Here is a 22,348-nt window from a genome sequence, read left to right on the forward strand (position 1 = left end):
GAGCCGGGGCCGGCGTTCGTATGCGCTGCTCAGGTCGGGGGAAGCGGCATCGGGGGGACAAGCCGCTTCCCCCGATGAGGACAGGCCCTGCCGGCCTCGCCGCGATCGGGGGTACGGCGCGGCGAGAACCCCACAGAGGGGGCCCGTCCCTGGCCCCGCGGACCTTCTGCCACATCCGCCGGGCTCGTCGCCCATCCTCCCTCTTCGCAGAAGCCGCGAGGCCGGGCAAAGGGCCCCGATCGCCGGGCCCTTGGTCCTTAAAGACGGGATGAGTGATCGGAAACGGCACGTGGATACGGCCATTCGTGCGGATAGACTCGCCCGACTGCACAGGGGAACGAAGGGGAGTCAGGGGCAGATGGTGCAAGCGAAGAAGATCGCTCTCTACTTGATAGTCGTCTTCGTGCTCTACACGATCATCACGTCCCCGGCCAGGGCCGCAGATCTCGTACAGGTAGGGTTCGAAGGCGTTTCGAGTGCCGCTCAGGGCGTTGGTGACTTCATGTCCGAGCTCGTGAACTAGGAGTATCCCGTGATCCGCCATCTGGTCCTGTTCAAGCTGAACGACGGCGTCGAGCGGGACGATCCGCGGGTCGTCGCGGGGGCCCGGGCCTTCCAGGAGCTGGCGGACAAGGTCCCGGGCCTGGAGTTCTGGGAGTGCGCCTGGAACATCACCGACCGGCCGATCGCGTACGACTTCGCCATCAACTCGGCCGTCGCCGACGAGGCCGCGCTGAAGAACTACATCGAGCATCCGGCCCACCAGGCGGCCGCCGGTCAGTGGCGCGAATTCGCCACCTGGGTGATCGCCGACTACCCGTTCTGACCCCTTCGGCCCTGCGAGCCCCTCACCACGGCGGTGAGGGGCTTTTCTTTGTGTTTAAACCGATTCGAGGTCAACACGGCGCTATGGGGTGCTTGCACATAGTGGACATGTCTTGTGATGCTATGACCGCTTTTGACGGATGAGTTGACCGAAGTTGACCGCAAAGGGGTGGCGTCATCGTGCCGGCCAGTACAGCGCCTCAAGTGCCTCCCCAGACCGTCCAGACGGCGCAGGCCGCCCAGACGGCACCGGGTGCCCAGACGACGATCCCGTCGGCCCAACCGGCCCAGCAGGCGCAGCAGACGCAGCAGACGCAGCCCGCACAGCAGGCACAGTCGGTGCAGGCACAGTCCGTGCAGGCACAGTCCGTGCAGCCGCAGCCGCAGCCGGTGCAGACGCAGCCGGTGCAGACGATCGAGACCGAGACGCCCGACGACACCGTCGCGCCCGCCAGGACCCGGGGCGCGGACACCAGGGCGCTCACCCAGGTGCTGTTCGGGCAGCTCAAGGGGCTGGAGCCGGGCACCGCCGAGCACGGCCGGGTCCGGACCGCGCTGATCGAGGCCAACCTCCCCCTCGTGCGGTACGCCGCCGCGCGGTTCCGCAGCCGTAACGAGCCGATGGAGGACGTCGTCCAGGTCGGCACGATCGGCCTGATCAACGCCATCGACCGGTTCGACCCCGAACGCGGTGTCCAGTTCCCGACCTTCGCGATGCCGACCGTGGTCGGCGAGATCAAGCGGTACTTCCGGGACAACGTGCGGACCGTCCACGTGCCGCGCCGGCTGCACGAGCTCTGGGTCCAGGTCACAGGCGCCACCGAGGACCTGACGACCGCTCACGGCCGCTCACCCACCACCGCGGAGATCGCCGAACGGCTGAAGATCTCCGAGGACGAGGTGCTGGCCTGCATCGAGGCGGGGCGCTCGTACCACGCGACCTCGCTCGAAGCCGCCCAGGAGGGCGACGGGCTGCCCGGGCTGCTGGACCGCCTCGGATACGAGGACCCGGCCCTGGCCGGCGTCGAACACCGCGATCTGGTCCGGCACCTGCTGGTGCAACTCCCCGAGCGCGAGCAGCGGATCCTCCTGCTGCGCTACTACAGCAATCTGACGCAGTCCCAGATCAGCGCCGAACTGGGTGTCTCACAGATGCACGTGTCAAGGCTCCTCGCCAGAAGTTTCGCCCGACTTCGATCCGCAAACAGGATCGAGGCGTAACCGGATCGGGTAAACAGCTCCCAGGACCTTCTCGCCGGACCAAATGCGGCACACCCCTTGTTAACTGCACAGACTCCCCCAAGACTTGTCGACAAGTCACTACAGCGTGTTGCCGACATGTGACATTCTGCGGGAACCGCGTTTGCCGCCGCCTCCCCTCCGGTATTCAGGTGGAGGCTGCGTTCCTCCGATGGTCGCGGCCACCGCGACCGTCCGCGACCTCAAGGGGGTGGCATGTCCGCAGAACAGGGCAGCTCGAAGGTGCTCACGCTCACCAAGAGCGCACCCGCACCCGTTGTGCTCACCAGCTCGTCGGAAGCCATCGACACCCGCACGCTGTCCCGCTCGCTGTTCGTGCGGCTTGCCGCACTGGGTCCCGCACCGGGTCCCGAAGGTACGGACAGCCCTGAGCGTGCCTATGTGCGGGACACACTCATCGAGCTCAACCTGCCGCTGGTGCGTTATGCCGCGGCTCGGTTCCGCAGCCGTAACGAACCAATGGAGGACATCGTCCAGGTCGGAACGATCGGCCTGATCAAGGCGATCGACCGTTTCGACTGCGAACGCGGCGTGGAGTTCCCGACGTTCGCGATGCCCACCGTCGTCGGCGAGATCAAGCGCTTCTTCCGCGACACCTCGTGGTCGGTGCGGGTGCCCCGCCGGCTCCAGGAGCTGCGGCTCGCCCTCACCAAGACCAGTGACGAGCTCGCCCAGAAGCTCGACCGCTCGCCGACCGTGCCGGAACTCGCCAAGGCGCTCGGGGTCTCCGAGGAGGATGTCGTCGACGGCCTGGCCGTCGGCAACGCCTACACCGCCTCATCGCTGGACTCGCCCTCACCCGAGGACGATGGCGGCGAGGGCTCGCTGGCCGACCGGCTGGGATACGAGGACGCGGCGCTGGAGGGCGTCGAGTACCGCGAGTCCCTCAAGCCGCTGCTGGCCAAACTCCCGCCCAGGGAACGGCAGATCATCATGCTGCGGTTCTTCGCCAACATGACCCAGTCGCAGATCGGCGAGGAGGTCGGCATCTCGCAGATGCACGTCTCGCGCCTGCTGACCCGCACGCTCGCCCAGCTCAGGGAGGGTCTCATCGCCGACTGACCCGTGCGCAGCCGCGCAGGGGTTCCGAATTGACGGACCGTCAGCCACACTGGCGCGATGCGACGTCAGACATTCGGCCCGCCCGGCCGCCGGGGCACCGCTATCGCCGCCTCGGCGGCGGTGCTGTGCCTGGGCGGGGCGCTGGCGGGCTGCGGCGCCGGGGCGGGCGGCGGCTACACGGCCGTCGGCGCGGTCCGGGCGACCCCCGGGAAGGCCCCGTCGGGCGCGGTCGCGCCCTCGGGGAAGGTCACGCTGGTCCCGCTGGACGGGGCCGGGCGCGGGAGCGACGACGGCGCCGGGAACGGCAGACGCGAGGGCGCCTCGCCCTCGCCGGGCTCCTCGGATGCGACCCGCGGGAAGAGCGGCGCGAAGGCAGGCGGTACCGGTGGTTCCGGCGCTGCCGACGGCGCGGGTTCCGGCGCCGCTGTCGGCGCGGGAGGCGATGCCGGGCGGCCGGGTACGCCCGGTCGTACGTCGAGCGGCTCCGGCGCATCGGGCAGTCCGTCCGGCGGCTCCACGGGCGGCACGGGCCCCACCGCCGGCAGCGGCGGTGGCTCCGGGGAGGGCTCCGGCAGCGGCCCCACCGGCCCGACGACGCCTTCCGAGCCCGGATCCTCCACGCCCGCAGGGCCGGCCGTGCTGAAGGTCGGCTCCCCGGGGCGTGCGGCGGCGGACGAGCGGTGGTGCGAGAAGGTGACCGTGGAGTTCCGCAACACCGGTGGTTCACCGGTTCGTTCGGGCACCGTCACCTTCGCCACGCACATCATCGGCGGGCTGGGCATCGACTGGGCGACCCGGAAATCGACAGCGCCGCTGCCCGCACCGATCGGCGCGGAAGCGGCGCGGAAGAAGACGTACACGGTCTGTGTGGACGCCTGGCGGGTGCCCCTGGGCATGCATATCGAGACCCGGGACGTCACCGCCGTCTGGAAGTGACGGATGGGGACGGGCCGGCCGGAGGGCCGGTCAGCCGAGCGCGAGCCAGGCGACCGCGCCGAGTACGACGATCACCGCGACGACCGCGGCGATAAGACCGGTCCTCGGTCCGGACGACACGGCCGCCGGCTGCTGCCGGCGCTGCGGCTCGCCCTCGTCGACGAAGGCGCGGAACATCTGAGTGTTGCCTGCCGGGTCGCCGGTGCCCTCGGGACCCTGCGGTGCGTGGGGATTGTGTGCCATGGGCCAGGACCCTAGCGAACTCGGCACAAACGCCCAACCCCCGGGGCGGTGAAGGCGCGAGACCACGGCGGGGGGATCCGGTGAGTGACCACGGACGACGGGGCGGGTGAGCAGCGGGGAACCCTCCGGGCCGGCCGGCCCCTGCCCTTACCTCCGCCAGACAACACCCCCGGGCCACGGGCCAGTTGAGGTTCGCTCCCGATCCCGTCCGCTCTCCCGTCTGCCCTCTCGTCCATCCTCCCGCCCTCTCTTCCGTCCTCCCGCCCTCCCGTCCTCCCGTATAGATGCGCGAACGGCCGCTCGACTCACGAGGAGCGGTCGGCCACCGCTCGCGGAGACTCGAAGCCGTACGACCGGACGCGCGAAACCGTACGACCGGACCCAGGAACCCGTACGACCGGACGCGCGAAACCGTACGAAGGGTGAACCCGGCCCACCCGGAGCTTGCCGCCTCGCCCCCTCACCCCCCTCGCCCTTCGAAGCCCTCGGGCCGGCTCGCCCCTCGGAGGCGCCCCTCGGAGGCGCCCCCAACGGCACGCCACCCGCGTCACGAGGTGTGGCACGAGACACATCCGCCTCCCGCGCATCCCACACGCTGGGGGTTTGACCCACACCCTACGGAGCCTTTTGGGTTCCTTTACTTATGCAAGCCCCTTTTCGTTTGCCTGCAGCAACCAACGGCTTCTATGGTTGCCCTAAGCAACAAGATGACCGGTGTGAGATGTCTGGGGGTCCCGTGGCCGCACGGAGTCAGTACGAAGAACTGGCCCGGCAGCTCAGCGCCATCGGCGCCGTGAAGCGGGGACTCGGCCGCATCCTTCCGGTGGAATGCCCGGCGGGCTCCGCGGCCGTGCTGGCCCTGCTGAGTCAGCACGGTGAGATGCGGATCAGCGGACTGGCCGAGCTGCTCGATGTCGATATGTCGGTGACCAGCCGGCACGTCGCTCACGTGGCGGAACGCGGCTGGATCGAACGGTCTCCGGACCCGGCTGACAAGCGCTCACGGATCCTGCGGCTGACCGCCGCGGGCAAGGACGTGCTGGCCGACCTGAACAGCCGGACCACCGAAATGTTCGCCCACCATCTCCAGGACTGGTCCGACGAAGAGGTCGGGCAGCTGACCACGCTGCTGGCCCGGCTGCGCGACAGTTTCTCCTGTCGCGGTCCCGGCGGATGCGCCCCCGGGAAGCACAGCGGCGACTGCCGCTCCCGGCCGGCCGACAGTTCCAACGGCTCGTACACCCGTACACCCGTGTAACAGAAGCAAAGACAAGGATTTAAATGGCTACGACCACACCAACCGGTGTGCGGGGCGGCCACGCCAAGCACGGAGGGAACGACTCCTCCGACGGCACGCCGATGACACACCGGCAGATCATGGAAGCACTCACCGGGCTGCTGCTCGGCATGTTCGTCGCGATTCTGTCGTCCACCGTCGTCTCCAACGCCCTGCCGGAGATCATCTCCGACCTCGGCGGCAGCCAGAGCTCGTACACCTGGGTCGTCACGGCCTCGCTGCTGGCCATGACGGCGACCACCCCCCTGTGGGGCAAGCTCTCCGACCTGTTCAGCAAGAAGCTGCTGGTCCAGATAGCACTGATCATCTACGTCCTCGGCTCCGTCGTCGCCGGTCTGTCGACCAGCAGCGGCATGCTGATCGCCTGCCGTGTGGTGCAGGGCATAGGCGTCGGCGGTCTCTCCGCCCTCGCCCAGATCGTGATGGCCGCGATGATCGCCCCGCGCGAGCGCGGTCGCTACAGCGGCTACCTCGGCGCGGTCTTCGCCGTCGCCACCGTCGGCGGCCCGCTGCTCGGCGGTGTCATCACCGACACCAGCTGGATGGGCTGGCGCTGGTGCTTCTACGTGGGCGTGCCGTTCGCGATCATCGCCCTCATCGTGCTCCAGAAGACCCTGAAGCTCCCGGTCGTCAAGCGCGAGGTCAAGGTCGACTGGACCGGTGCCTTCTTCATCAGCGCCGCCGTCTCGCTGCTGCTCCTCTGGGTGACCTTCGCGGGCGACAAGTACGACTGGATGTCCTGGCAGACCGGTGCGATGCTGGCCGGCTCCCTGGTGCTGGCCCTGCTCTTCGTCTTCACCGAGTCCCGGGCCAGCGAGCCGATCATCCCGCTGCGGCTCTTCCGCAACCGCACCATCACGCTGGCCTCGCTGGCCTCGCTGTTCGTCGGTATCGGGATGTTCGCGGGCACCGTCTTCTTCAGCCAGTACTTCCAGCTGGCGCGCGGCAAGTCGCCGACGATGTCCGGTGTGATGACGATCCCGATGATCGCGGGTCTGTTCCTCTCCTCGACCCTCTCGGGCCAGATCATCACCAAGACGGGCCGCTGGAAGGTCTGGCTGGTCAGCGGCGGTTTCCTGCTCACGGCAGGTCTCGGCATGCTCGGCACCATCCGGTACGACACCACGTACTGGCACATCGCGATCTTCATGTTCGTGATGGGTCTCGGCATCGGCATGATGATGCAGAACCTGGTGCTCGCCACCCAGAACCAGGTCGACCCCTCGGACCTCGGCTCCGCCAGTTCCGTCGTCACCTTCTTCCGTTCCCTCGGTGGTGCCATCGGTGTCTCGGCACTGGGCGCCGTCCTGGCGAACCGCGTCACCCACTACGTCAAGGACGGCCTCACGGACCTCGGTCCCCAGGGCGCGTCCATGGGCACCGGCGGCGGGGGCATCCCCGACCTGGACAAGCTGCCCGCGCCGATCCGTACGGTCGTGGAAGGCGCCTACGGGCACGGCGTCGGTGACGTCTTCCTGTACGCGGCTCCGGCGGCGCTGCTCGCCTTCCTGATCACGATCTTCATCAAGGAGGTCGCGCTGAGGACGAGGGCGGCGAACGACGCCCCGGTCGAGGCGGAGACACTCGCCGAGGTCCCGGGCGGCACCACCGCGCTGGTCTCCGAGGGTTCGGCCGGCGTCACCGCCGTCGACACCCCCGTCGACACCGTCAAGGCCGCTCCGGTGGCGACCCTGCAGGGCACCGCCGTACGCGGTGTGGTGCGCGGCTCCGAGGGCGCGCCCGTCGGACAGGCCGCCGTCACCCTGATCTCGCTGGGCGGCCGGCAGCTGGGCATCTCGGTCGCGCAGGCCGACGGCAGCTACGGACTGGACGCCCCGGGCGCCGGCTCGTACGTGCTGATCGCCTCCGCCGACGGCTTCCAGCCGCAGGCGTCCACCGTGGTCGTCGGCGAGGAGACACTCGCCTACGACATCCTGCTCGCCGGTACGAGCGGGCTGGCCGGAACCGTGCGGGCCGCCGAGACCGGCGCGCCGGTCGAGGGCGCCATGATCATCGTGACCGATGTGCGCGGCGACGTGCTGGCCACCGGCAAGTCCGGTGAAGCCGGCGAGTTCACCTTCGGTGAGCTGGTCCCCGGTTCGGTGACCGTCGCGGTGAACGCCGCCGGGTTCCGCCCGATGGCGCTCCCGGTGGAGATCGGCGGCCAGGGTGTCACCCGCGTCGACGCGGCACTGCGCTCCGGCGCACTGGTGCAGGGCGTCGTGCGGGCCGGTTCCGACCGGCGGCCGCTGGCGGACGCCCGCGTCACGCTGATCGACGCGGCGGGCAATGTGATCGCCAACTCGACGACCGGGGAGGACGGGGCGTACGCCTTCACCGACCTGGACGCGGGCGAGTACTCGGTCATCGCGACCGGTTACCCGCCGGTGGCGGGCGCACTGACCGTGGCCGGTCGCGGGGTCGACGGCCACGACATCGAGCTCGCCCACCCCGGCGAGTAGTCAAGACCCCTGGCGGGACGGCGCTTCGAGCGGAGAGGCTGTCCGGGCCGGTGGAAATGGGCCCCGGTGGCGGGGACGGCAGGCAGGGGACGGCCTGCCGTCCCCGCCCCGGGGCCCGACTCATTGAGTGACCTGTTCCATGAGCGGACGGGTCATTGAGCAAGGAGAGAAAACGGGATGGGACTTCGCGCACAGGTACGCACGCGGGACGGCTGGGCCGTCCAGCACGCGGTCGTGACGGTCACCGACATGACCGGTACGCAGGTGCTGCGCGCCGCCGCCGACGAGGACGGGGCGGTGTGGACGGACACCCCGCTGTCCGCGGGCGCGTACACCGTCATCGTGACGGCGGTCGGATACGCCCCCGCCGCATCGACCGCCCTCGTCACGGCGAGCGGCCGGGTCGAGGCCGGCACGGTGGTACTGGCCCGCCAGGGCGGTGTGGAACTGCCGCCGCCGGGCGCCTGGTCGCTGGACCCGGCGCACTCCTCGGTGGGCGCGGTCGCCCAGCACCTGGGGATCTCCAGCGTGCACGGCCGGTTCACCGAGTTCGGCGGCCGGATCGAGATCTCCGAGGACGTACAGCGCTCCCGGGTGGACGCGGTCATCGGCGCCGCCAGCATCGACACCGGCAACGGCATGCGGGACAAGCACCTGCGCTCCCCGGACTTCCTCGACACGGACCGGTTCCCGGAGATCACCTACCGCTCCAACGGGCTGACCCCGGCCGGCCCCGACCGGTGGACCGTGCACGGTGACCTCTCGCTGCACGGGGTGGAGCGCCCAGTCGACCTCGACCTGAGCTACCTCGGCACCGGCCCCGACCCGTGGGGCGGCGTGCGCGCCGCGTTCCGGGCCACGGCCGAGCTGCGCCGCGAGGACTTCGCCATGAACTACAACCAGGTGGTCCAGGCGGGCATCTCGGCGATCGGGACGACGCTGCGGGTGGAGCTCGACATCCAGGCCGTGCAGGGCGACGCCCTTCCGGCGGTCTGACCCACCGCGGTCGTAGGGTCTGTTCCATGGCACCCAACATCGCGACCAACACAGCCGTGGAACTCGACGAGTTGCTGGCATTCGTACGGCCCAGGCACCGGGCGATCCTGCTGACCACCCGGTCCGACGGGCGTCCCCAGGGCTCCCCGCTCACCTGCGGCGTCGACGAGGCGGGCCGGATCGTCGTCTCGACCTACCCCGAACGGGCCAAGACCCGTAACGCCAAGCGGGACGAACGGGTGAGCCTGATCGTCCTGTCCGACGAGTGGAACGGGCCGTGGGTGCAGGTCGACGGCTCGGCCGAGGTGATCGACTCACCGGATTCGGTCGAGCCGCTCGTCGAGTACTTCCGGAGCATCTCGGGCGAGCACCCGGACTGGGACGAGTACCGGGCGGCGATGGTGAAGCAGGGCAAGTCGATCATCCGGGTCACTCCGGAGCGGTGGAGCCCCGTCGCCACCGGCGGCTTCCCGGCGCATCTGGCTCCGAAGGCCTGATTCCGTGACCGTTCCCCCGCCCGGTGCCGAACTCCTCGCACGGGCGCGGCTGCTGGCCGCGCCCGGCCTCACCGCGCCCGTGGTCCGCTCGCTGGAGCGGATCGCCGGGCGCCCGGTGGAGCGGCTGGGCGAAGGCGCTGCCGCGCCGGACGGCCCCTGTGTCTACGTGGGGGCCACGCTGCCGGAAGCGCTGCGCGGGGACGGGCTGCTCTGGTTCCACAGCGTCAACGCCGGTACGGACGCCCTGCTGGGTTCCGGGCCGTGGCCGCCCGGCGCGCTACTCACCCGGACGGTGGGCCGGATGGGCGAGCGGATCGCGCAGTACGTGCTGGCCTGGGTGCTGGCCGGCTGCCAGTCCGTCCCGGAGTTCGCCGCACAGCACGGGCGGGCCGAGTGGCGCCGCATCCCCTCCGAACTCGCGGCCGGGCAGACGGCCGTGGTCCATGGCACCGGCCGGATCGGCTCGGCCGTCGGCGGGCTGCTGCGGGCCTGCGGCATCCGGACGGTGGGTGTGGCGCGCACCCCGCGCGAGGTCCCGCCCGGCTTCGACGCGATGGCGGGTCCGGACGAGCCGGTTGCCGCCCGCTGGGTGATCGCCGCGCTTCCGCTGACCGGGGCGACCGGGGGCTACTTCGGGGCGGACCGGTTCGCGGCGATGGGCGGCGCCACGTTCATCAACGTGGGCCGGGGCGCCACCGTGGACCTGGTGGCGCTGGAGGCAGCGCTGCGCTCGGGGGCGGTGGGGAGCGCGGTGCTCGACGTGCTGCCCGAGGAGCCCGCCGGGCCCGGTGCCCCCTGCTGGCGGCTGCCCCGGACGGTGGTCACCTCGCACTCCGCGGGCATCACGGCGGACGACGACATCGTCACGGACTTCGCGGCCTGCCTGCGGGAGCTCGCGGCGGGCCGTGTACCGGCACTCGCCGTGGACCCGGCACGCGGCTACTGAGCGGACCCGGAACCCTCCGCGCGCTCACGCATCGCCTCGATGCCCGCGATCAGCAGGTCGAGGGCGAAGCCGAAGTCCCGCTCCCGCATCTCCTCGACGGTGTCACCGCCGCGCGCCTCCATCAGGCTCTGCGAGGCCTCCAGCAGCTCCTTCAGCTGAGGCTGGGCGCTGATCGTGCCAAGCGCCTCCCGGTAGAAGTCGTCCTGGCTGAGCCCCGCCGCCGCGGAGCGCTGCACGACATGCCCCTCGATGGTGCCGAACCCGTACACGAACTGGAAGACCGCCGACATCCCGCCCGGCTGGTGCCTCAGGGGCAGTCCGGTGGCCCGGATGATGTCCTGGACGGCGTAGGAGAACAGCAGCGAGTGCGGGCCGATGTTCAGGAAGCTCCCGGCCAGCGCGGAGGCCCAGGTGTGCCCGACGAGCATGCTCCGGTAGCTGGTGGCCAGTTCGCGCAGCCGGTCGCGCCAGTCGGCGTCCTTGCCCGGGGTCGCGATCTCGGCGTGGACCGCGTCCAGGGCCAGCTCCAGCAGATCGTCCTTGGTGTCGACGTACCAGTACAGGGACATCGCCGTGACGTTCAGCTCGGCGGCGAGGCGGCGCATGGAGAATCTGGCGAGCCCCTCGGCGTCCAGCAGCCGGACCGACGCGGCCGTGATCCGCTCCCGGTCGAGCCCGGCCGGCTGGTGGGATCTACGGCTGCGCGTCGGCACCCTGCTGTCCAGCCAGACGCTGGTCCTGGCGGGGTTCTTCACGCGGTCGGCCGCGGACACCATGGCGCACTCCCTCGTCTCGCCGGCGGGACGAACCGGATACCTACGCGTACTCCTTGCCCGGAAACCGGAGTCGCGGACGAACCGGATACGTACACGTACCCCTTGCCCGGAAACCGGAGTCGTACGGTCCGGTACGTCCCACCCGATGCTATGCCGCTGCCGCGGCCTGGTCAGCCCGAGCCGATTCTGCCTGCTCCGCCCGGCGCAGCAGTACGGCGGCCAGCAGTCCGCCCAGCAGCACGGCCGTGGCCCCGACCAGTTGGCTCGTCTCTAGACCCGAGGCGAAGGCGTCCGTGATCCGAAGGCGTTCCCCCTCGCCGCTCGCCGCGGCCAGTGCGGCGGGCAGCGAGGCGGCGCCGACGGCCGCCGGGACGAGCGCCGCGAACCGTGAGTTCAGCACCGCGCCGAGCACCGCGACCCCGAGGCCGTTGCCGCATTCGGCGAGGGTGCCGTTGACCCCGGCGCCGACACCCGCCTTCTCCGGCGGGATCGCGCTCATGATCGCGTTGGCCATGGCGGGCATGGCGAGCGCGATGCCCGCCCCCATCACGACCAGGCCGAGCAGCATGCCGCCGTAGCCGTTCCCGCCCAGCAGCGCGATCGCGGCCAGACCGGCGGCGAGCAGCCCCATTCCGGCGGCGATGGTGACGGGCGTGCCGAGCCGGGACACCAGCCGCGCGCCCAGTCCGGTGAGGTTGAGCGCGACGACGCTGAGCGCCAGCGGGGCCGTCCGCAGACCGGCCTCCAGCGGACCGTAGCCGAGGACGAACTGCAACTGCTGGGTGAGCAGGAAGAGCGAGCCGCCCATCCCGAAGGCGACCAGGACGGCGCCCGCGACCGCGCCGATGAACCTCTGGTTCCGGAAGAAGTGCATGTCCAGCATCGGATACGGGATGTGCAGCTCCCACAGCACGAATCCGGTGAGGACGGCGGCCCCGGTGAAGGCCGTCAGCAACACCTGTCCGGAGGTCCAGCCGTGTGCCGGTCCGGAGATGATCGCGTAGACGACCGCGGCCATACCGATGGTGGAGAGCAGGGCGCCCAGCAGGTCGGGGCGTTCCCCGGCCCGGCTGCTGGACTCGGGCACCAGCCGGGCCACGGCGATCAGCGCGATGACGGCGACCGGGATGTTGATCAGGAAGATCGCCCCCCACCAGAAGTGGTCGAGCATGACCCCGCCGATCAGCGGACCGACGGCGAAGCCGACCGAGTTGACGGTCGACCAGATACCGATCGCCTTCACCCGGTCGCTCTCGTCGAAGATCTGGACGACGACGGCGAGGGTGGTGGTGATCAGCAGCGCGCCCCCGATGCCCATTCCGGCCCGTGCGGCGATCAGTTGGGCGGCCGACTGGGCGAGCCCGGCCGCTAGCGAGCCGATGCCGAAGAGAGCGAGCCCCGCGATGAGCATCTTCTTGCGGCCGTAGCGGTCGGCCGAGCTGCCGGCGGTCAGCAGCAGCCCCGACTGGACGAGCGAGTAGGCGTTGATCATCCACTGCACATCGGCCGTGGAGGCGTCCAGCTCCCGGGTGAGGGAGGGGATCGCGACGTTGAGCACGGTGTTGTCGAGCAGCACGGTGAGCTGCGCGAGGCAGATGACGCCGAGGATCAGCCAGCGCTGGGGATGGCTCGTCGGCGAGAGACGGTTCTGCTCGGCGGCGGTCGCCGTCATTCGGACTCCCGGGTCGGCCTGGCCCCTATACGGCGTACAGGGAATCGACGTACACCGTATAGCTGCTCCGGCCGGGCCTACAACCGGCTTTTCCCGCGGTACGGTGCCGGTCGCTGATCCGACAAGGGCTGGAGTGGTATGTCACTGCGTCGTCGTACGGTGGAAGTCCTTCTCGCGGCAGGGCTGTTGGGGACGGCGCTCGCGCCTCCGGCTTCGGCGTCCGGGCACGGCCCGCGGCCGCCGGTGCCGCTGCGCGTGGCCACGTACAACATCCACGCGGGCGCCGGCATGGACAACGTCTTCGATCTCGACCGGCAGGTGGCCGAGCTCCGCTCGCTGCACGCCGATGTGATCGGGCTCCAGGAGGTCGACGTCCACTGGGACGCCCGCAGCGAGTGGCGGGACCTGGCGGGCGAGCTGGGCCGGCGGCTCGGCATGCGGGTGTCGTTCGCCCCGATCTACAGCCTCGATCCGGCGACGCCCGGTGCGCCGCGGCGTGAGTTCGGGGTCGCGGTGCTGTCCCGGTACCGGATAGCCGGCGCCGAGAACCATGACATCACCCGGCTCTCCACCCAGGACCCGGATCCGGTACCGGCGCCCGCGCCCGGCTTCGGCGAGGTGGTCCTGCGGGTGAAGGGCCTGCCCGTGCACGTCTACGCCACGCACCTCGACTACCGCGGTGACCCGTCCGTACGGACCGCCCAGGTGGCCGACACCCGCCGGATCATGGCCGAGGACCGGAAGTCGGAGCGCGGGCCCGTGCGGCAGATCCTGCTCGGCGACTTCAACGCGCCGCCGGCCGCCCCCGAACTGGCCCCGCTCTGGGAGAACCTGACGGACGCCGAGCCGGGCGCCCTGACGTTCCCCGCGCAGGACCCCGTCCAGCGGATCGACTACGTGGCGGTGTCCAAGGACACCGTGCGGGTACGCGACGCGGCGGTGGCCGAGACGCTCGCCTCGGACCACCGCCCCGTCGTCGCGGACCTGTTGCTGCGGCGCTGAGCCTCAGCCGCTCGTCGGCCGGGTCAGGTCGTAGAACGTGGCGCTGCCCGCCGTGACCTTCTTGAAGTTGGCCTCCACCCAGGCGGAGATCTTCGACGAGGTCCCGCTGCTGCCGCCCATGCCGCCACCGCCGCCCTCTCCGCTGGAGATGAAGTAGTGGATGCGGCCGTCCTCGACGTACTTCTTGAACTGGGCGAGCGTCGGGGACGGGTCGCTTCCGTTGAAGCCGCCGATCGCCATCACCGGGTCGCCGGTGGCGAGCTGGTAACTGGCGGCGTTCTGCGAGCCGATGGCCGCGGCGCTCCAGGTGTAGTCGTCGGCGTTCGCCGTCAGGAGCTTCCTGGCCGCGGCGTCGACGGACGCGCCGTTGAGCAGTCCGCCCATGCCGCCACCGCCGCCGCCCCTGGTGCGTTCTCCCGTGCCGGGCATCCCGCCGGGCTGCTGCCCCTGGGCCTGTCCCTGCTGCGACGTACCGGGGCCGCCCTGGGTCCGGCCCTGGCCCTGGCCCTGCTGGTTACCGGTCGGCGGCTGTCCGCCCCGGCCGCCGGTCGGGGGCTGTCCCATGCCTCCGCCCTGCTTGCCGGTCGGCGGCTGCATGCCACCGCCGCGGCCACCACCGCCACCGGGCCCGCCCATCCCGCCGGAGGACGGTCCCGCCGTGACGATCGAGCCCTGGTGCCCGGTGTTCAGCGTGTTCAACGTGTACGCGACCGGCCCGGCCAGTGAGGCGGCGAACCCGAGACCCACGGCGGCGAGGGCCAGTTGGCGTCCCAGCCGGGCCGCGAACAGCAGTCCCACCGCGCCCAGGAGCCCGGCGACCAGGACGGCCTGACGCAGCCACGGCAGGTAGTCCGGGGTCCGCCCCAGCAGCACGAACGCCCAGTACGCCGTCACGGCGACCGTGAGCGCGAGCGTGGCCCCCGCCCACCAGCGGGACCGCTCCTCCCACAGGACCGTGACGCCCATACCGATCAGGGCGGCGATGTAGGGGACCAGTGCCACCGTGTAGTACTGGTGGAAGATCCCGGCCATGAAGCTGAACACGCCCGCGGTCATCAGCAGCGAGCCGCCCCAGGCGAGGAAGGCCGCGCGTGCCAGTCCCGTCGTACCCCGGCGCTCGACGCCGGGGCGGTGCCCGCCTGTCCGCCAGGTCAGCCAGACTCCCGCGACCAGCAGGATCAGCGCGGCGGGCAGCAGCCAGGAGATCTGGCTGCCGATCTCGGAGTTGAACATCCGGCCGATGCCGGTCTCGCCCCACTGACCGCCGGACCCGCCGCCGGGACCGCCCCCGCCGCCGACGCTGCCGGTCTCGTCGCCGTTGATCCGGCCGAGCCCGTTGTAGCCGAAGGTCAGCTCGAGGAAGGAGTTGTTCTGCGAACCGCCGATGTACGGGCGCGAGGAGGCGGGCCACAGCTCGACGATCGCCACCCACCAGCCGCCGGCGACGACCATCGCGAGGGCCGAGAGTCCCAGCTGGCCGAAGCGCCGGCGCACGGAGACCGGGGCGAACACCGCGTACAGGACCGCCAGCGGCGGCAGGATCAGGAACGCCTGGAGCGTCTTGGACAGGAACGCGAGTCCGACCGCGACACCCGCCCACACCAGCCACTTGGTGCGGCCGTTCTCCATCGCGCGCAGTACACAGTAGACCGTGACGGTCATCAGCAGCGCGAGCAGCGCGTCCGGGTTGTTGAAGCGGAACATCAGCGCGGCGACGGGCGTCAGCGCGAACACCGCCATGGTGATCAGCCCTGCGGCGACGCTGAATCGGCGGCGTACGGCGGCGTAGAGCACCCCGGCCGTGGCCGCACCCATCAGCACCTGCGGGAGCAGGATCGCCCACGAGCTGAGGCCGAGTACGCGCACCGACAGGGCCATCGGCCACAGGGTGGCCGGGGGCTTGTCGACGGTGATGGCGTTGGCCGAGTCCAGCGAGCCGAAGAAGAACGCCTTCCAGCTCTGGCTGCCGGCCTGCGCAGCCGCTGAGTAGAAGGAGTTGGCGTAGCCGGAGGCGCTGAGGTTCCACAGGTAGGCCAGCGTGATGACCAGCAGCATGCCGAGGAAGGCCGGGCGCGCCCAGCGGGGATCCTCGGGCCTGCCGCGCCACAGGCGGTGCGGCAGCGACCGGCCGGGGCGCCCGTGGGCCGCGGGGGCGCCCGGCGGGGGCGCGTCCGGCGGGGCCGGGAGGTGGTCGGGGTGCAGCGTGGTCATCGGGCGTTCCTCAGTTCGTGGTGGGTGTCGTCGGCCGTCTCGGCGGACGGGCGGGGTGGCGGGGTGTGCGCCGGGCCGCCCACGTCACCGCCCCGGTCGCGGTCCGGGAAGACCCAGGCGCGGAAGAGCAGGAAGCGCAGCACCGTCGCCGCGAGGTTGGCCGCGATCAGCACGGCGAGCTCGGTGCCGTGCGAGGGCGATCCGGACGCCGCCCCCAGCGCGGCCAGCGAACCGCTCGTCAGCGCAAGGCCGATGGCGAACACCACGAGCCCCTGCGCCTGGTGGCGTACGGCCCCGCCCCGGCCGCGTACACCGAAGGTGAGCCGCCGGTTGGCCGACGTATTGGCGACGGCCGACACCAGCAGCGCGCCACCGTTGGCGAGCTGTGGGCCGACGCCCAGCCGGAAGAGCGAGTACAGCGCCAGGTAGAAGAGGGTCGAGAGGGCGCCCACGACACAGAACCCGACGAGCTGGCGGGCCAGTCCGCCCGGCACCCCGCCGATCCCGCGGTCGCGCGGATCGTCACCGAAGGGCCGGGCCAGCCGGTCCAGCGGCAGCGCGCCGACGGCCAGCGCGCGCCCCACCCGCCAGACGCCCTTCAGGTCCTCGGTCGCCGTCCGCACGATGTGGACGGTCGAGTCCGGGTCGTCGACCCAGTCGACGGGCACCTCGTGGATGCGCAGCCCGGCCCGCTCGGCGAGCACCAGCAGCTCGGTGTCGAAGAACCAGCCGGTGTCCTCGACCATCGGCAGCAGCCGCTGCGCCACATCGCGGCGGATCGCCTTGAACCCGCACTGCGCGTCGCTGAACCGGGCGGCCAGCGACGAGCGCAGGATGATGTTGTACGCCCGGGAGATGAACTCCCGCTTCGTCCCCCGCACCACCCGTGAACTGCGGGCGAGACGCGAGCCGATGGCCAGGTCGGAGTGGCCGGAGATCAGCGGTGCCACCAGCGGGAGCAGCGCGTTCAGATCGGTGGAGAGGTCCACGTCCATGTAGGCGAGGACCGGGGCGTCCGAGTGCGACCAGACGGTTCGCAGCGCCCGGCCGCGGCCCTTCTCCTCCAGCCGGAAGGACCGCACCCGCGGAAGCGTCTGCGCGAGCCGCCGCGCCACCTGCGGTGTCCGGTCGGTGCTCGCGTTGTCCGCGACGGTGATCCGGAAGGCGTACGGGAAGGTGCGTGCCAGATGGTCGTGCAGTCTCAGCACACACGGTTCGAGGTCCTTCTCCTCGTTGTAGACGGGTACCACCACATCGAGTACGGGGGCACCCGCCATATCGCCCGCGCCGGCCAGCAGGTGTTCCCGGGCCGGCAGGGTGCCCCAAGGAGTGTCGGTTCGCATGACATCGACACTCGCCAACCGCGCTGTCACACCCTTGTGCTGAGCCTGTGGTCCCCCTGTGAGTGGAAGAGGCCTCCCGCGCCCGGCTCTCCCGGGTGGCCGGCGTCCGCCGGCAGATGGACGGCGAACACCGTGTCCCCGGGCACCGAACGCACCTCGACGACACCGTCGTGCGCGGCGACGACGGCCTGCACGATGGCGAGGCCGAGCCCCGTCGACCCGGCGTGCCGGGAGCGCGAGGCGTCCCCGCGCGCGAACCGTTCGAAGACGTGCGGCAGCAGCTCGGGCGGGATGCCCGGCCCGTCGTCCCGGACCTCCAACGTCACCCAGGGATGCCCGGCCCCGGCCCGCACCCGGGCCGTGACCGTCGTCCCGGGCGGGGTGTGCGTACGGGCGTTGGCCAGCAGGTTGACCAGCACCTGCTGGATCCTGGTCGGGTCGGCCCGTACGGTCGCGGGCGCCTCGGGCAGCTCGAGCCGCCAGTGGTGGGTGGACGCGGGCCCGTCGGGCGAGGCGGACCGGCCCGCGACGCGGGCGTCGCTCACCGCGTCTATGACGAGCGGTGACAGATCGGTGCTCTCGTAACTGAGCGGCCGGCCGGCGTCCAGCCGGGCGAGCAGCAGCAGGTCCTCCACCATGCCCGTCATGCGCTCCGCCTCGGACTCGATGCGTCCCAGGGCGTGCCGGGTGTCGGGTCCGGTGTTCTCCCGGCCGCGCCTGGTCAGTTCGGCGTACCCGCGGATCGAGGAGAGCGGGGTGCGCAGCTCGTGGCTGGCGTCGGCGACGAACTGCCGGACCCGCATCTCGCTCTTCTGGCGGGCGTCCAGGGCCGAACCGACATGCCCCAGCATCCGGTTGAGGGCAGCGCCGACCTGGCCGACCTCGGTACGCGGATCGGCCTCCGTCTCCGGGACGCGTTCGAACAGGGCCACTTCGCCGCTGTGCAACGGGATCTCGGAGACCCGTGTCGCGGTGGCGGCGACCCGGCGCAGCGGACGCAGGGCGACCGTGACCATGGCGGCGCCCGCGATCCCGGCGGCGACGAGCCCGGCCCCGGTCACGCACACCTCGACGAGGATCAGGGTGCTGAGGGCCGTGCTTACCTCGGTGGTGGGGATGCCGACGAGTACGGTCCTGCCGTCGCTCGCCGGGACGGCCTCGACCCGGTAGCCGCCGAGTCCGGGCAGTTCGACGTCGTGCGCGCTCCGGTCCACCGGGACGTGGGCCGTCTCCAGGGCCTCCTGCTGGGCTTCGGTGAGCGGTTCGTTGCTCGGCTGGACACCCGGCCCGTCGGCCTTCACCACCAGGGAGGAGGTGACGGCACTGTCCGTGAGCACGGCGCCGAACGTCTTGAGGGGCTGGCCTCCACCGCCTATGAACCCCAGGGGCTCCTTGTCCTTGCGCCCGTCGGGGCCGGGCGTCCCGGGCATCCCCTCGGCCCGGACGGCGATATCGCGCAGCTGGTCGTCCAGCTTCCCGTACATGTAACTGTGGAAGGCGATGGCGGTGACCGTGCCGATCACCGCCGCGACGACCGCGATCAGCGTCACGGCGGAGACGACGAGCCGGGTCCGCAGGGTCCACGGCCCCCTGCCCAGCCGTCGCACGCGGCTACTCACCGGGCTTGATGAGATACCCCGCCCCGCGCCGGGTGTGGATCATCGACGTCCGGCCGGCGTCGATCTTCTTGCGCAGATACGAGATGTAGAGCTCGACGACGTTGGCCTGGCCGCCGAAGTCGTAGTTCCAGACACGGTCCAGGATCTGCGCCTTGCTGAGCACCCGGCGCGGGTTGCGCATCAGGAATCGCAGCAGCTCGAACTCGGTCGCGGTGAGGTGGATGCCGACGCCGCCCCTGCTCACCTCGTGGCTGTCCTCGTCCAGCATCAGGTCGCCGACGACGAGCGTCGACTCGCTGCGCACCGCCGCCGTGCCGGAGCGCCGGATCAGGCCGCGCAGCCGCGCCACGACCTCCTCCAGGCTGAACGGCTTCGTGACGTAGTCGTCGCCGCCGGCCGTGAGCCCGGCGATCCGGTCCTCGACGGAGTCCCGCGCGGTCAGGAACAGCACGGGTACGTCGGAGAGCTCCCGGCGCAGCCTGCTCAGGACGGCGAGGCCGTCCATGTCGGGCAGCATCACGTCCAGGACCACCGCGTCGGGCCGGAAGTCCCGGGCGGTACGGACGGCACCGGCCCCGTCCCCGGCACTGCGCACGTCCCAGCCCTCGTAACGCAGGGCCATGGAGAGCAGCTCCGCCAGCGGGGCCTCGTCGTCCACGACCAGGACCCGGACGGGGCTGCGGTCCGGCCTGAGCAGTTCGGTGCGCCCCTGGGGCGAGGTCGTCGTCGTCATGCCTCAACCCTGTGAGACGCCCCTGAGAGAGTTCTTTCCCGATTCTGTGAATTCCCTGAGAAAGCCCCTGCGGGCCGGAACGACGAGCGCCTCACCACCGCCTGCCGCCTCACGAGCGGCCTCACGAGCCGCCGCCTCACGAGCCGCCTCAGTCGAACAAAGCCTTCGCGTTGTCGTGACAGACGGCCCGCAGCCAGTCGTCGCCGAGCTCCAGCCGTTCCAGGGCGTGCAACTGGTGGGCGTACGGGTACGGAATGTTCGGGAAGTCCGTCCCCAGCAGGATCCGGTCCCCGAGCGCCGCGAGCCGCCCCCGCTCCGCCACCGGGAAGGGAGTGAAGTCCTCCACGAAGTCGGTGAACGCCATCGTCGTGTCGAGCCGCACCTGCGGGTACGTCTCCGCGAGCGCCAGGAACTCCGCGTACTCGGGCATGCCCATGTGCGCCACGATCAGCCGCAGCCGGGGATGCCGGGCGAGCAGCCGGCCGACCGGTTCGGGGCCGGTGTGCTTCCCGGGGGCGGGCCCGGACCCGCAGTGCATGACGACCGGGACGCCGGCCTCGGCCAGCAGCCCCCACACGGGCTCCAGCAGCGGATCGTTCGGGTCGTACGCCCCGACCTGGAGGTGCGATTTGAAAACCCGCGCGCCCGTCTCGACGGCCTCGGTCACATACGCCTCCACGCCCTCCTCCGGGAAGAAGGTCGCGGTGTGCAGACAGTCGGGCACCCGCTCGGCGAACCCGGCCGCCCAGCCGTTCAGCCAGGCCGCCATGCCCGCCTTGTGCGGGTAGAGCATCGAGGTGAACCGGAGCACACCGAACGACCGCAGCAGCGCGAGCCGTTCGTCCTCGTCCCGCCGGTAGGTGATCGGCCACTCCATCCCGGTCAGTGGACCGGCGGCGTCGAAGTAGGCCCAGACCTTGCGCAGTACCTGCTCCGGCATGAAGTGCGTATGGACGTCGATGAGCCCCGGCAGCCCGAGCCGCTGCGTGAACCGCAGGACGTCGTCGCGCTCGCCACCCACGGGTTCGTCCCGCACCCGCCCGCCGGAGACGTGCCCGCACCCCGCACGCTCGTCAGGCGCGGGTTCGTGCCCCGCACGCTCGCCAGGCGGCCGCTCGTCGGACACGCGCTCGCATCCCGCGCGCCCGCCAGGCGGCTGCTCGTCAGGCGCGTGTTCGTACCCCACACGCTCGCCAGGCACGCGCTCGTCACGCACCCGCCCGTCACGCAAGCGTTCACCAGGCACGCGCTCGTCAGCCATACGCCGCTCCTCCTTCGATCGCCCCGACGATCTCAGAACAACCCGCCCTGCGACGCGCCGCCCCCGGCATCCACGGTCGGCACACTCACCCCGGCGTCAGGGCCGGCCGCAGCGAGCGTCCAGCCCGTCATCAGCCGGGTGTCCACCACGACGACACCGTCCGTACCGGTCTTCAGATGCAGATCCGGCCCGGCGGCAGCGACCAGCCGCCCCGCGACCGCACCCCCGTCCACCAGCCCGGTCACCGCCCGCAGAGCCCCGGCCCGCCCGCACGCCTCACCGGGGCCACGGGACTCACCGAGACGTGACTCGCTGATGCCACCGACCTCACCGATGCCACCGCTCGCGGCGGTCCCAGCGATCCCGAAGAGGCCCGCGTGGTCGACGGCCTCGAAGGGCAGCCGCTCCAGCGCCTCCGGCCAGCCGCCCCCGTCGAGCGCCACGGCGCGCCCGTACAGCTCCGCCACCTCACCGGCCCGCTCGGCCGCCACCGGAAGCCCGGCCCGCACCGCCCGCTTCCGCGCGTACGGGATCCGGTCCGGAACCCCGAACGCCGCCCGTAGCAGCTCCTCGGCCCGCCGCGCCGCCATCAACGGCCCGCGCCCCAGCCAGCTGAAGACCACCGCTCCCTGCTCCCGCAGCCGGGCGGCGCCCCGCGCCTCGGCCGTGATCCCGACCTTCACCATCCCGGGCCCGAACCAGGCCAGGTACACGCGGTACGTCCGTGGGTCATCGGGGATCGTGTCGGCAGCCACCGAGTGCGCACGGTCCAGCCGCCCGCACTCCGGACACCGCCCCCCGGTGCTCCGCGCGGACACCACGGCCCCCAGCGGGCACACGTTTCCCCGGGCGCCGGAACAGCTCCGCACCCCCGTGGCCCGGAACCCGAACTCCGTCCCGTACGTCAGCGCGCTCCCCCGGACCTCCCGCCCCCTCCGCCACCCGAGCACGGGCCCACCCCGCTCCTCGGGCCACCGCAGGCCGGTGCACTGCCAGTCCATGCGCGAACCCTACGACCGGGCACTGACATTGATGCTGATACTCAGGTTCCGGTGGCCGTGGCTCGGGCACTGACTGACGCCCTGCTGGGCTGTCCTCAAGTTGTTCTGTCCGGCCGCCGGGACCTGTTCTCATGGCTCCGGCCGGGCGGAACATGACCTGATAGGAGCTTGGTCAGAAGCCCCCTCAATGTCCTGTCTGCGCCACC

The 22,348-nt window shown here is 71.4% G+C and carries 19 protein-coding genes; 10 read left to right on the forward strand and 9 right to left on the reverse strand.

What is annotated here, in order from left to right:
• The first annotated feature begins 532 nt into the window (after positions 1 to 532).
• The 4 genes from ACFVJX_RS15800 (at position 533) to ACFVJX_RS15815 (ending at position 4,083) form a co-directional block, all read left to right on the forward strand.
• A complete protein-coding gene (locus ACFVJX_RS15800) occupies positions 533 to 826 on the forward strand; it encodes a Dabb family protein (RefSeq protein WP_384136760.1) in 294 nt (97 codons plus the stop codon).
• Positions 827 to 1,179: 353 nt separating this feature from the next.
• Positions 1,180 to 2,046, forward strand: a complete 867-nt coding sequence (locus ACFVJX_RS15805) for an RNA polymerase sigma factor SigF (RefSeq protein ID WP_384136771.1) — start codon at positions 1,180 to 1,182, stop codon at positions 2,044 to 2,046.
• A 234-nt stretch (positions 2,047 to 2,280) separates the two neighbouring features.
• Positions 2,281 to 3,147 carry an RNA polymerase sigma factor SigF gene (locus tag ACFVJX_RS15810; RefSeq protein ID WP_384136762.1) on the forward strand — a complete coding sequence of 289 codons (867 nt, stop codon included), beginning with the start codon at positions 2,281 to 2,283 and terminating at the stop codon, positions 3,145 to 3,147.
• Between the two features lie 57 nt (positions 3,148 to 3,204).
• The gene (locus tag ACFVJX_RS15815) at positions 3,205 to 4,083 is read left to right on the forward strand and encodes a hypothetical protein (protein ID WP_384136764.1); all 879 of its coding nucleotides are present in this window, start codon (positions 3,205 to 3,207) and stop codon (positions 4,081 to 4,083) included.
• A 30-nt stretch (positions 4,084 to 4,113) separates the two neighbouring features.
• On the opposite strand, the gene ACFVJX_RS15820 is transcribed toward ACFVJX_RS15815, so the two are convergent.
• A complete protein-coding gene (locus tag ACFVJX_RS15820; protein WP_356319176.1) occupies positions 4,114 to 4,326 on the reverse strand; it encodes a hypothetical protein in 213 nt (70 codons plus the stop codon).
• Positions 4,327 to 5,062: 736 nt separating this feature from the next.
• Here ACFVJX_RS15820 and ACFVJX_RS15825 point away from each other — a divergent pair.
• The 5 genes from ACFVJX_RS15825 to ACFVJX_RS15845 all read left to right on the forward strand — a co-directional run bounded on the left by ACFVJX_RS15825 (position 5,063) and on the right by ACFVJX_RS15845 (position 10,524).
• Positions 5,063 to 5,584, forward strand: coding sequence for a MarR family winged helix-turn-helix transcriptional regulator (locus ACFVJX_RS15825; protein ID WP_384136766.1), 522 nt, complete (start codon positions 5,063 to 5,065; stop codon positions 5,582 to 5,584).
• Positions 5,585 to 5,607: 23 nt separating this feature from the next.
• Entirely contained in the window at positions 5,608 to 8,085 is a 2,478-nt protein-coding gene (locus tag ACFVJX_RS15830) for a DHA2 family efflux MFS transporter permease subunit (RefSeq protein WP_384136768.1), read from the forward strand.
• 177 nt (positions 8,086 to 8,262) lie between these two features.
• On the forward strand, positions 8,263 to 9,081 hold the full coding sequence (locus tag ACFVJX_RS15835) for a YceI family protein (RefSeq protein WP_384124920.1): 819 nt from the start codon (positions 8,263 to 8,265) through the stop codon (positions 9,079 to 9,081).
• Positions 9,082 to 9,107: 26 nt separating this feature from the next.
• Positions 9,108 to 9,578: a PPOX class F420-dependent oxidoreductase gene (locus ACFVJX_RS15840; protein ID WP_384124918.1), complete on the forward strand. Its 471-nt coding sequence runs from the start codon at positions 9,108 to 9,110 to the stop codon at positions 9,576 to 9,578.
• Between the two features lie 4 nt (positions 9,579 to 9,582).
• Positions 9,583 to 10,524, forward strand: coding sequence for an NAD(P)-dependent oxidoreductase (locus ACFVJX_RS15845; RefSeq protein WP_384124916.1), 942 nt, complete (start codon positions 9,583 to 9,585; stop codon positions 10,522 to 10,524).
• Here ACFVJX_RS15845 and ACFVJX_RS15850 read toward each other — a convergent pair.
• Together ACFVJX_RS15850 and ACFVJX_RS15855 are read right to left on the reverse strand one after the other, a co-directional pair.
• Positions 10,518 to 11,300 (reverse strand): TetR/AcrR family transcriptional regulator, encoded by a 783-nt coding sequence (locus ACFVJX_RS15850; RefSeq protein ID WP_384124914.1) that lies wholly within the window; start codon positions 11,298 to 11,300, stop codon positions 10,518 to 10,520. The genes ACFVJX_RS15845 and ACFVJX_RS15850 overlap by 7 nt on opposite strands.
• Positions 11,301 to 11,448: 148 nt before the next feature.
• On the reverse strand, positions 11,449 to 12,972 hold the full coding sequence (locus tag ACFVJX_RS15855) for an MFS transporter (RefSeq protein WP_384124912.1): 1,524 nt from the start codon (positions 12,970 to 12,972) through the stop codon (positions 11,449 to 11,451).
• Between the two features lie 138 nt (positions 12,973 to 13,110).
• Between ACFVJX_RS15855 and ACFVJX_RS15860 the strand changes: the two genes are divergently transcribed.
• The gene (locus ACFVJX_RS15860) at positions 13,111 to 13,974 is read left to right on the forward strand and encodes an endonuclease/exonuclease/phosphatase family protein (RefSeq protein WP_384124910.1); all 864 of its coding nucleotides are present in this window, start codon (positions 13,111 to 13,113) and stop codon (positions 13,972 to 13,974) included.
• 3 nt (positions 13,975 to 13,977) lie between these two features.
• On the opposite strand, the gene ACFVJX_RS15865 is transcribed toward ACFVJX_RS15860, so the two are convergent.
• The 6 genes from ACFVJX_RS15865 to ACFVJX_RS15890 all read right to left on the reverse strand — a co-directional run bounded on the left by ACFVJX_RS15865 (position 13,978) and on the right by ACFVJX_RS15890 (position 22,142).
• Positions 13,978 to 16,185, reverse strand: a complete 2,208-nt coding sequence (locus ACFVJX_RS15865) for an ArnT family glycosyltransferase (protein ID WP_384124909.1) — start codon at positions 16,183 to 16,185, stop codon at positions 13,978 to 13,980.
• Positions 16,182 to 17,528, reverse strand: coding sequence for a glycosyltransferase (locus tag ACFVJX_RS15870; protein ID WP_384124907.1), 1,347 nt, complete (start codon positions 17,526 to 17,528; stop codon positions 16,182 to 16,184). Before ACFVJX_RS15870 ends, ACFVJX_RS15865 begins: the two co-directional genes overlap by 4 nt.
• Positions 17,529 to 17,554: 26 nt before the next feature.
• Positions 17,555 to 19,147: an ATP-binding protein gene (locus ACFVJX_RS15875; protein WP_384124905.1), complete on the reverse strand. Its 1,593-nt coding sequence runs from the start codon at positions 19,145 to 19,147 to the stop codon at positions 17,555 to 17,557.
• The gene (locus tag ACFVJX_RS15880) at positions 19,140 to 19,880 is read right to left on the reverse strand and encodes a response regulator transcription factor (RefSeq protein ID WP_384124903.1); all 741 of its coding nucleotides are present in this window, start codon (positions 19,878 to 19,880) and stop codon (positions 19,140 to 19,142) included. The genes ACFVJX_RS15875 and ACFVJX_RS15880 overlap by 8 nt, the downstream gene beginning before the upstream one ends.
• Before the next feature lie 148 nt (positions 19,881 to 20,028).
• Positions 20,029 to 20,901 carry an amidohydrolase family protein gene (locus ACFVJX_RS15885; protein ID WP_384124934.1) on the reverse strand — a complete coding sequence of 291 codons (873 nt, stop codon included), beginning with the start codon at positions 20,899 to 20,901 and terminating at the stop codon, positions 20,029 to 20,031.
• Between the two features lie 272 nt (positions 20,902 to 21,173).
• Positions 21,174 to 22,142 carry a DUF2797 domain-containing protein gene (locus ACFVJX_RS15890; RefSeq protein ID WP_384124901.1) on the reverse strand — a complete coding sequence of 323 codons (969 nt, stop codon included), beginning with the start codon at positions 22,140 to 22,142 and terminating at the stop codon, positions 21,174 to 21,176.
• Positions 22,143 to 22,348 lie beyond the last annotated feature (206 nt).

It is taken from the genome of Streptomyces sp. NPDC127177 (genome assembly GCF_042672475.1).
Classification (GTDB): Bacteria; Actinomycetota; Actinomycetes; order Streptomycetales; family Streptomycetaceae; genus Streptomyces.

What these genes read in the sequence shown, in the direction of transcription:
- ACFVJX_RS15810 (WP_384136762.1), top strand. Translation starts at nt 2,281, where the DNA reads ATGTCCGCAGAACAGGGCAGCTCGAAGGTGCTCACGCTCACCAAGAGC.
- ACFVJX_RS15815 (WP_384136764.1), top strand. Translation starts at nt 3,205, where the DNA reads ATGCGACGTCAGACATTCGGCCCGCCCGGCCGCCGGGGCACCGCTATC.
- ACFVJX_RS15820 (WP_356319176.1), bottom strand. Translation starts at nt 4,326, where the DNA reads ATGGCACACAATCCCCACGCACCGCAGGGTCCCGAGGGCACCGGCGAC.
- ACFVJX_RS15830 (WP_384136768.1), top strand. Translation starts at nt 5,608, where the DNA reads ATGGCTACGACCACACCAACCGGTGTGCGGGGCGGCCACGCCAAGCAC.
- ACFVJX_RS15835 (WP_384124920.1), top strand. Translation starts at nt 8,263, where the DNA reads ATGGGACTTCGCGCACAGGTACGCACGCGGGACGGCTGGGCCGTCCAG.
- ACFVJX_RS15840 (WP_384124918.1), top strand. Translation starts at nt 9,108, where the DNA reads ATGGCACCCAACATCGCGACCAACACAGCCGTGGAACTCGACGAGTTG.
- ACFVJX_RS15850 (WP_384124914.1), bottom strand. Translation starts at nt 11,300, where the DNA reads ATGGTGTCCGCGGCCGACCGCGTGAAGAACCCCGCCAGGACCAGCGTC.
- ACFVJX_RS15855 (WP_384124912.1), bottom strand. Translation starts at nt 12,972, where the DNA reads ATGACGGCGACCGCCGCCGAGCAGAACCGTCTCTCGCCGACGAGCCAT.
- ACFVJX_RS15860 (WP_384124910.1), top strand. Translation starts at nt 13,111, where the DNA reads ATGTCACTGCGTCGTCGTACGGTGGAAGTCCTTCTCGCGGCAGGGCTG.
- ACFVJX_RS15865 (WP_384124909.1), bottom strand. Translation starts at nt 16,185, where the DNA reads ATGACCACGCTGCACCCCGACCACCTCCCGGCCCCGCCGGACGCGCCC.
- ACFVJX_RS15870 (WP_384124907.1), bottom strand. Translation starts at nt 17,528, where the DNA reads ATGCGAACCGACACTCCTTGGGGCACCCTGCCGGCCCGGGAACACCTG.
- ACFVJX_RS15880 (WP_384124903.1), bottom strand. Translation starts at nt 19,880, where the DNA reads ATGACGACGACGACCTCGCCCCAGGGGCGCACCGAACTGCTCAGGCCG.
- ACFVJX_RS15890 (WP_384124901.1), bottom strand. Translation starts at nt 22,142, where the DNA reads ATGGACTGGCAGTGCACCGGCCTGCGGTGGCCCGAGGAGCGGGGTGGG.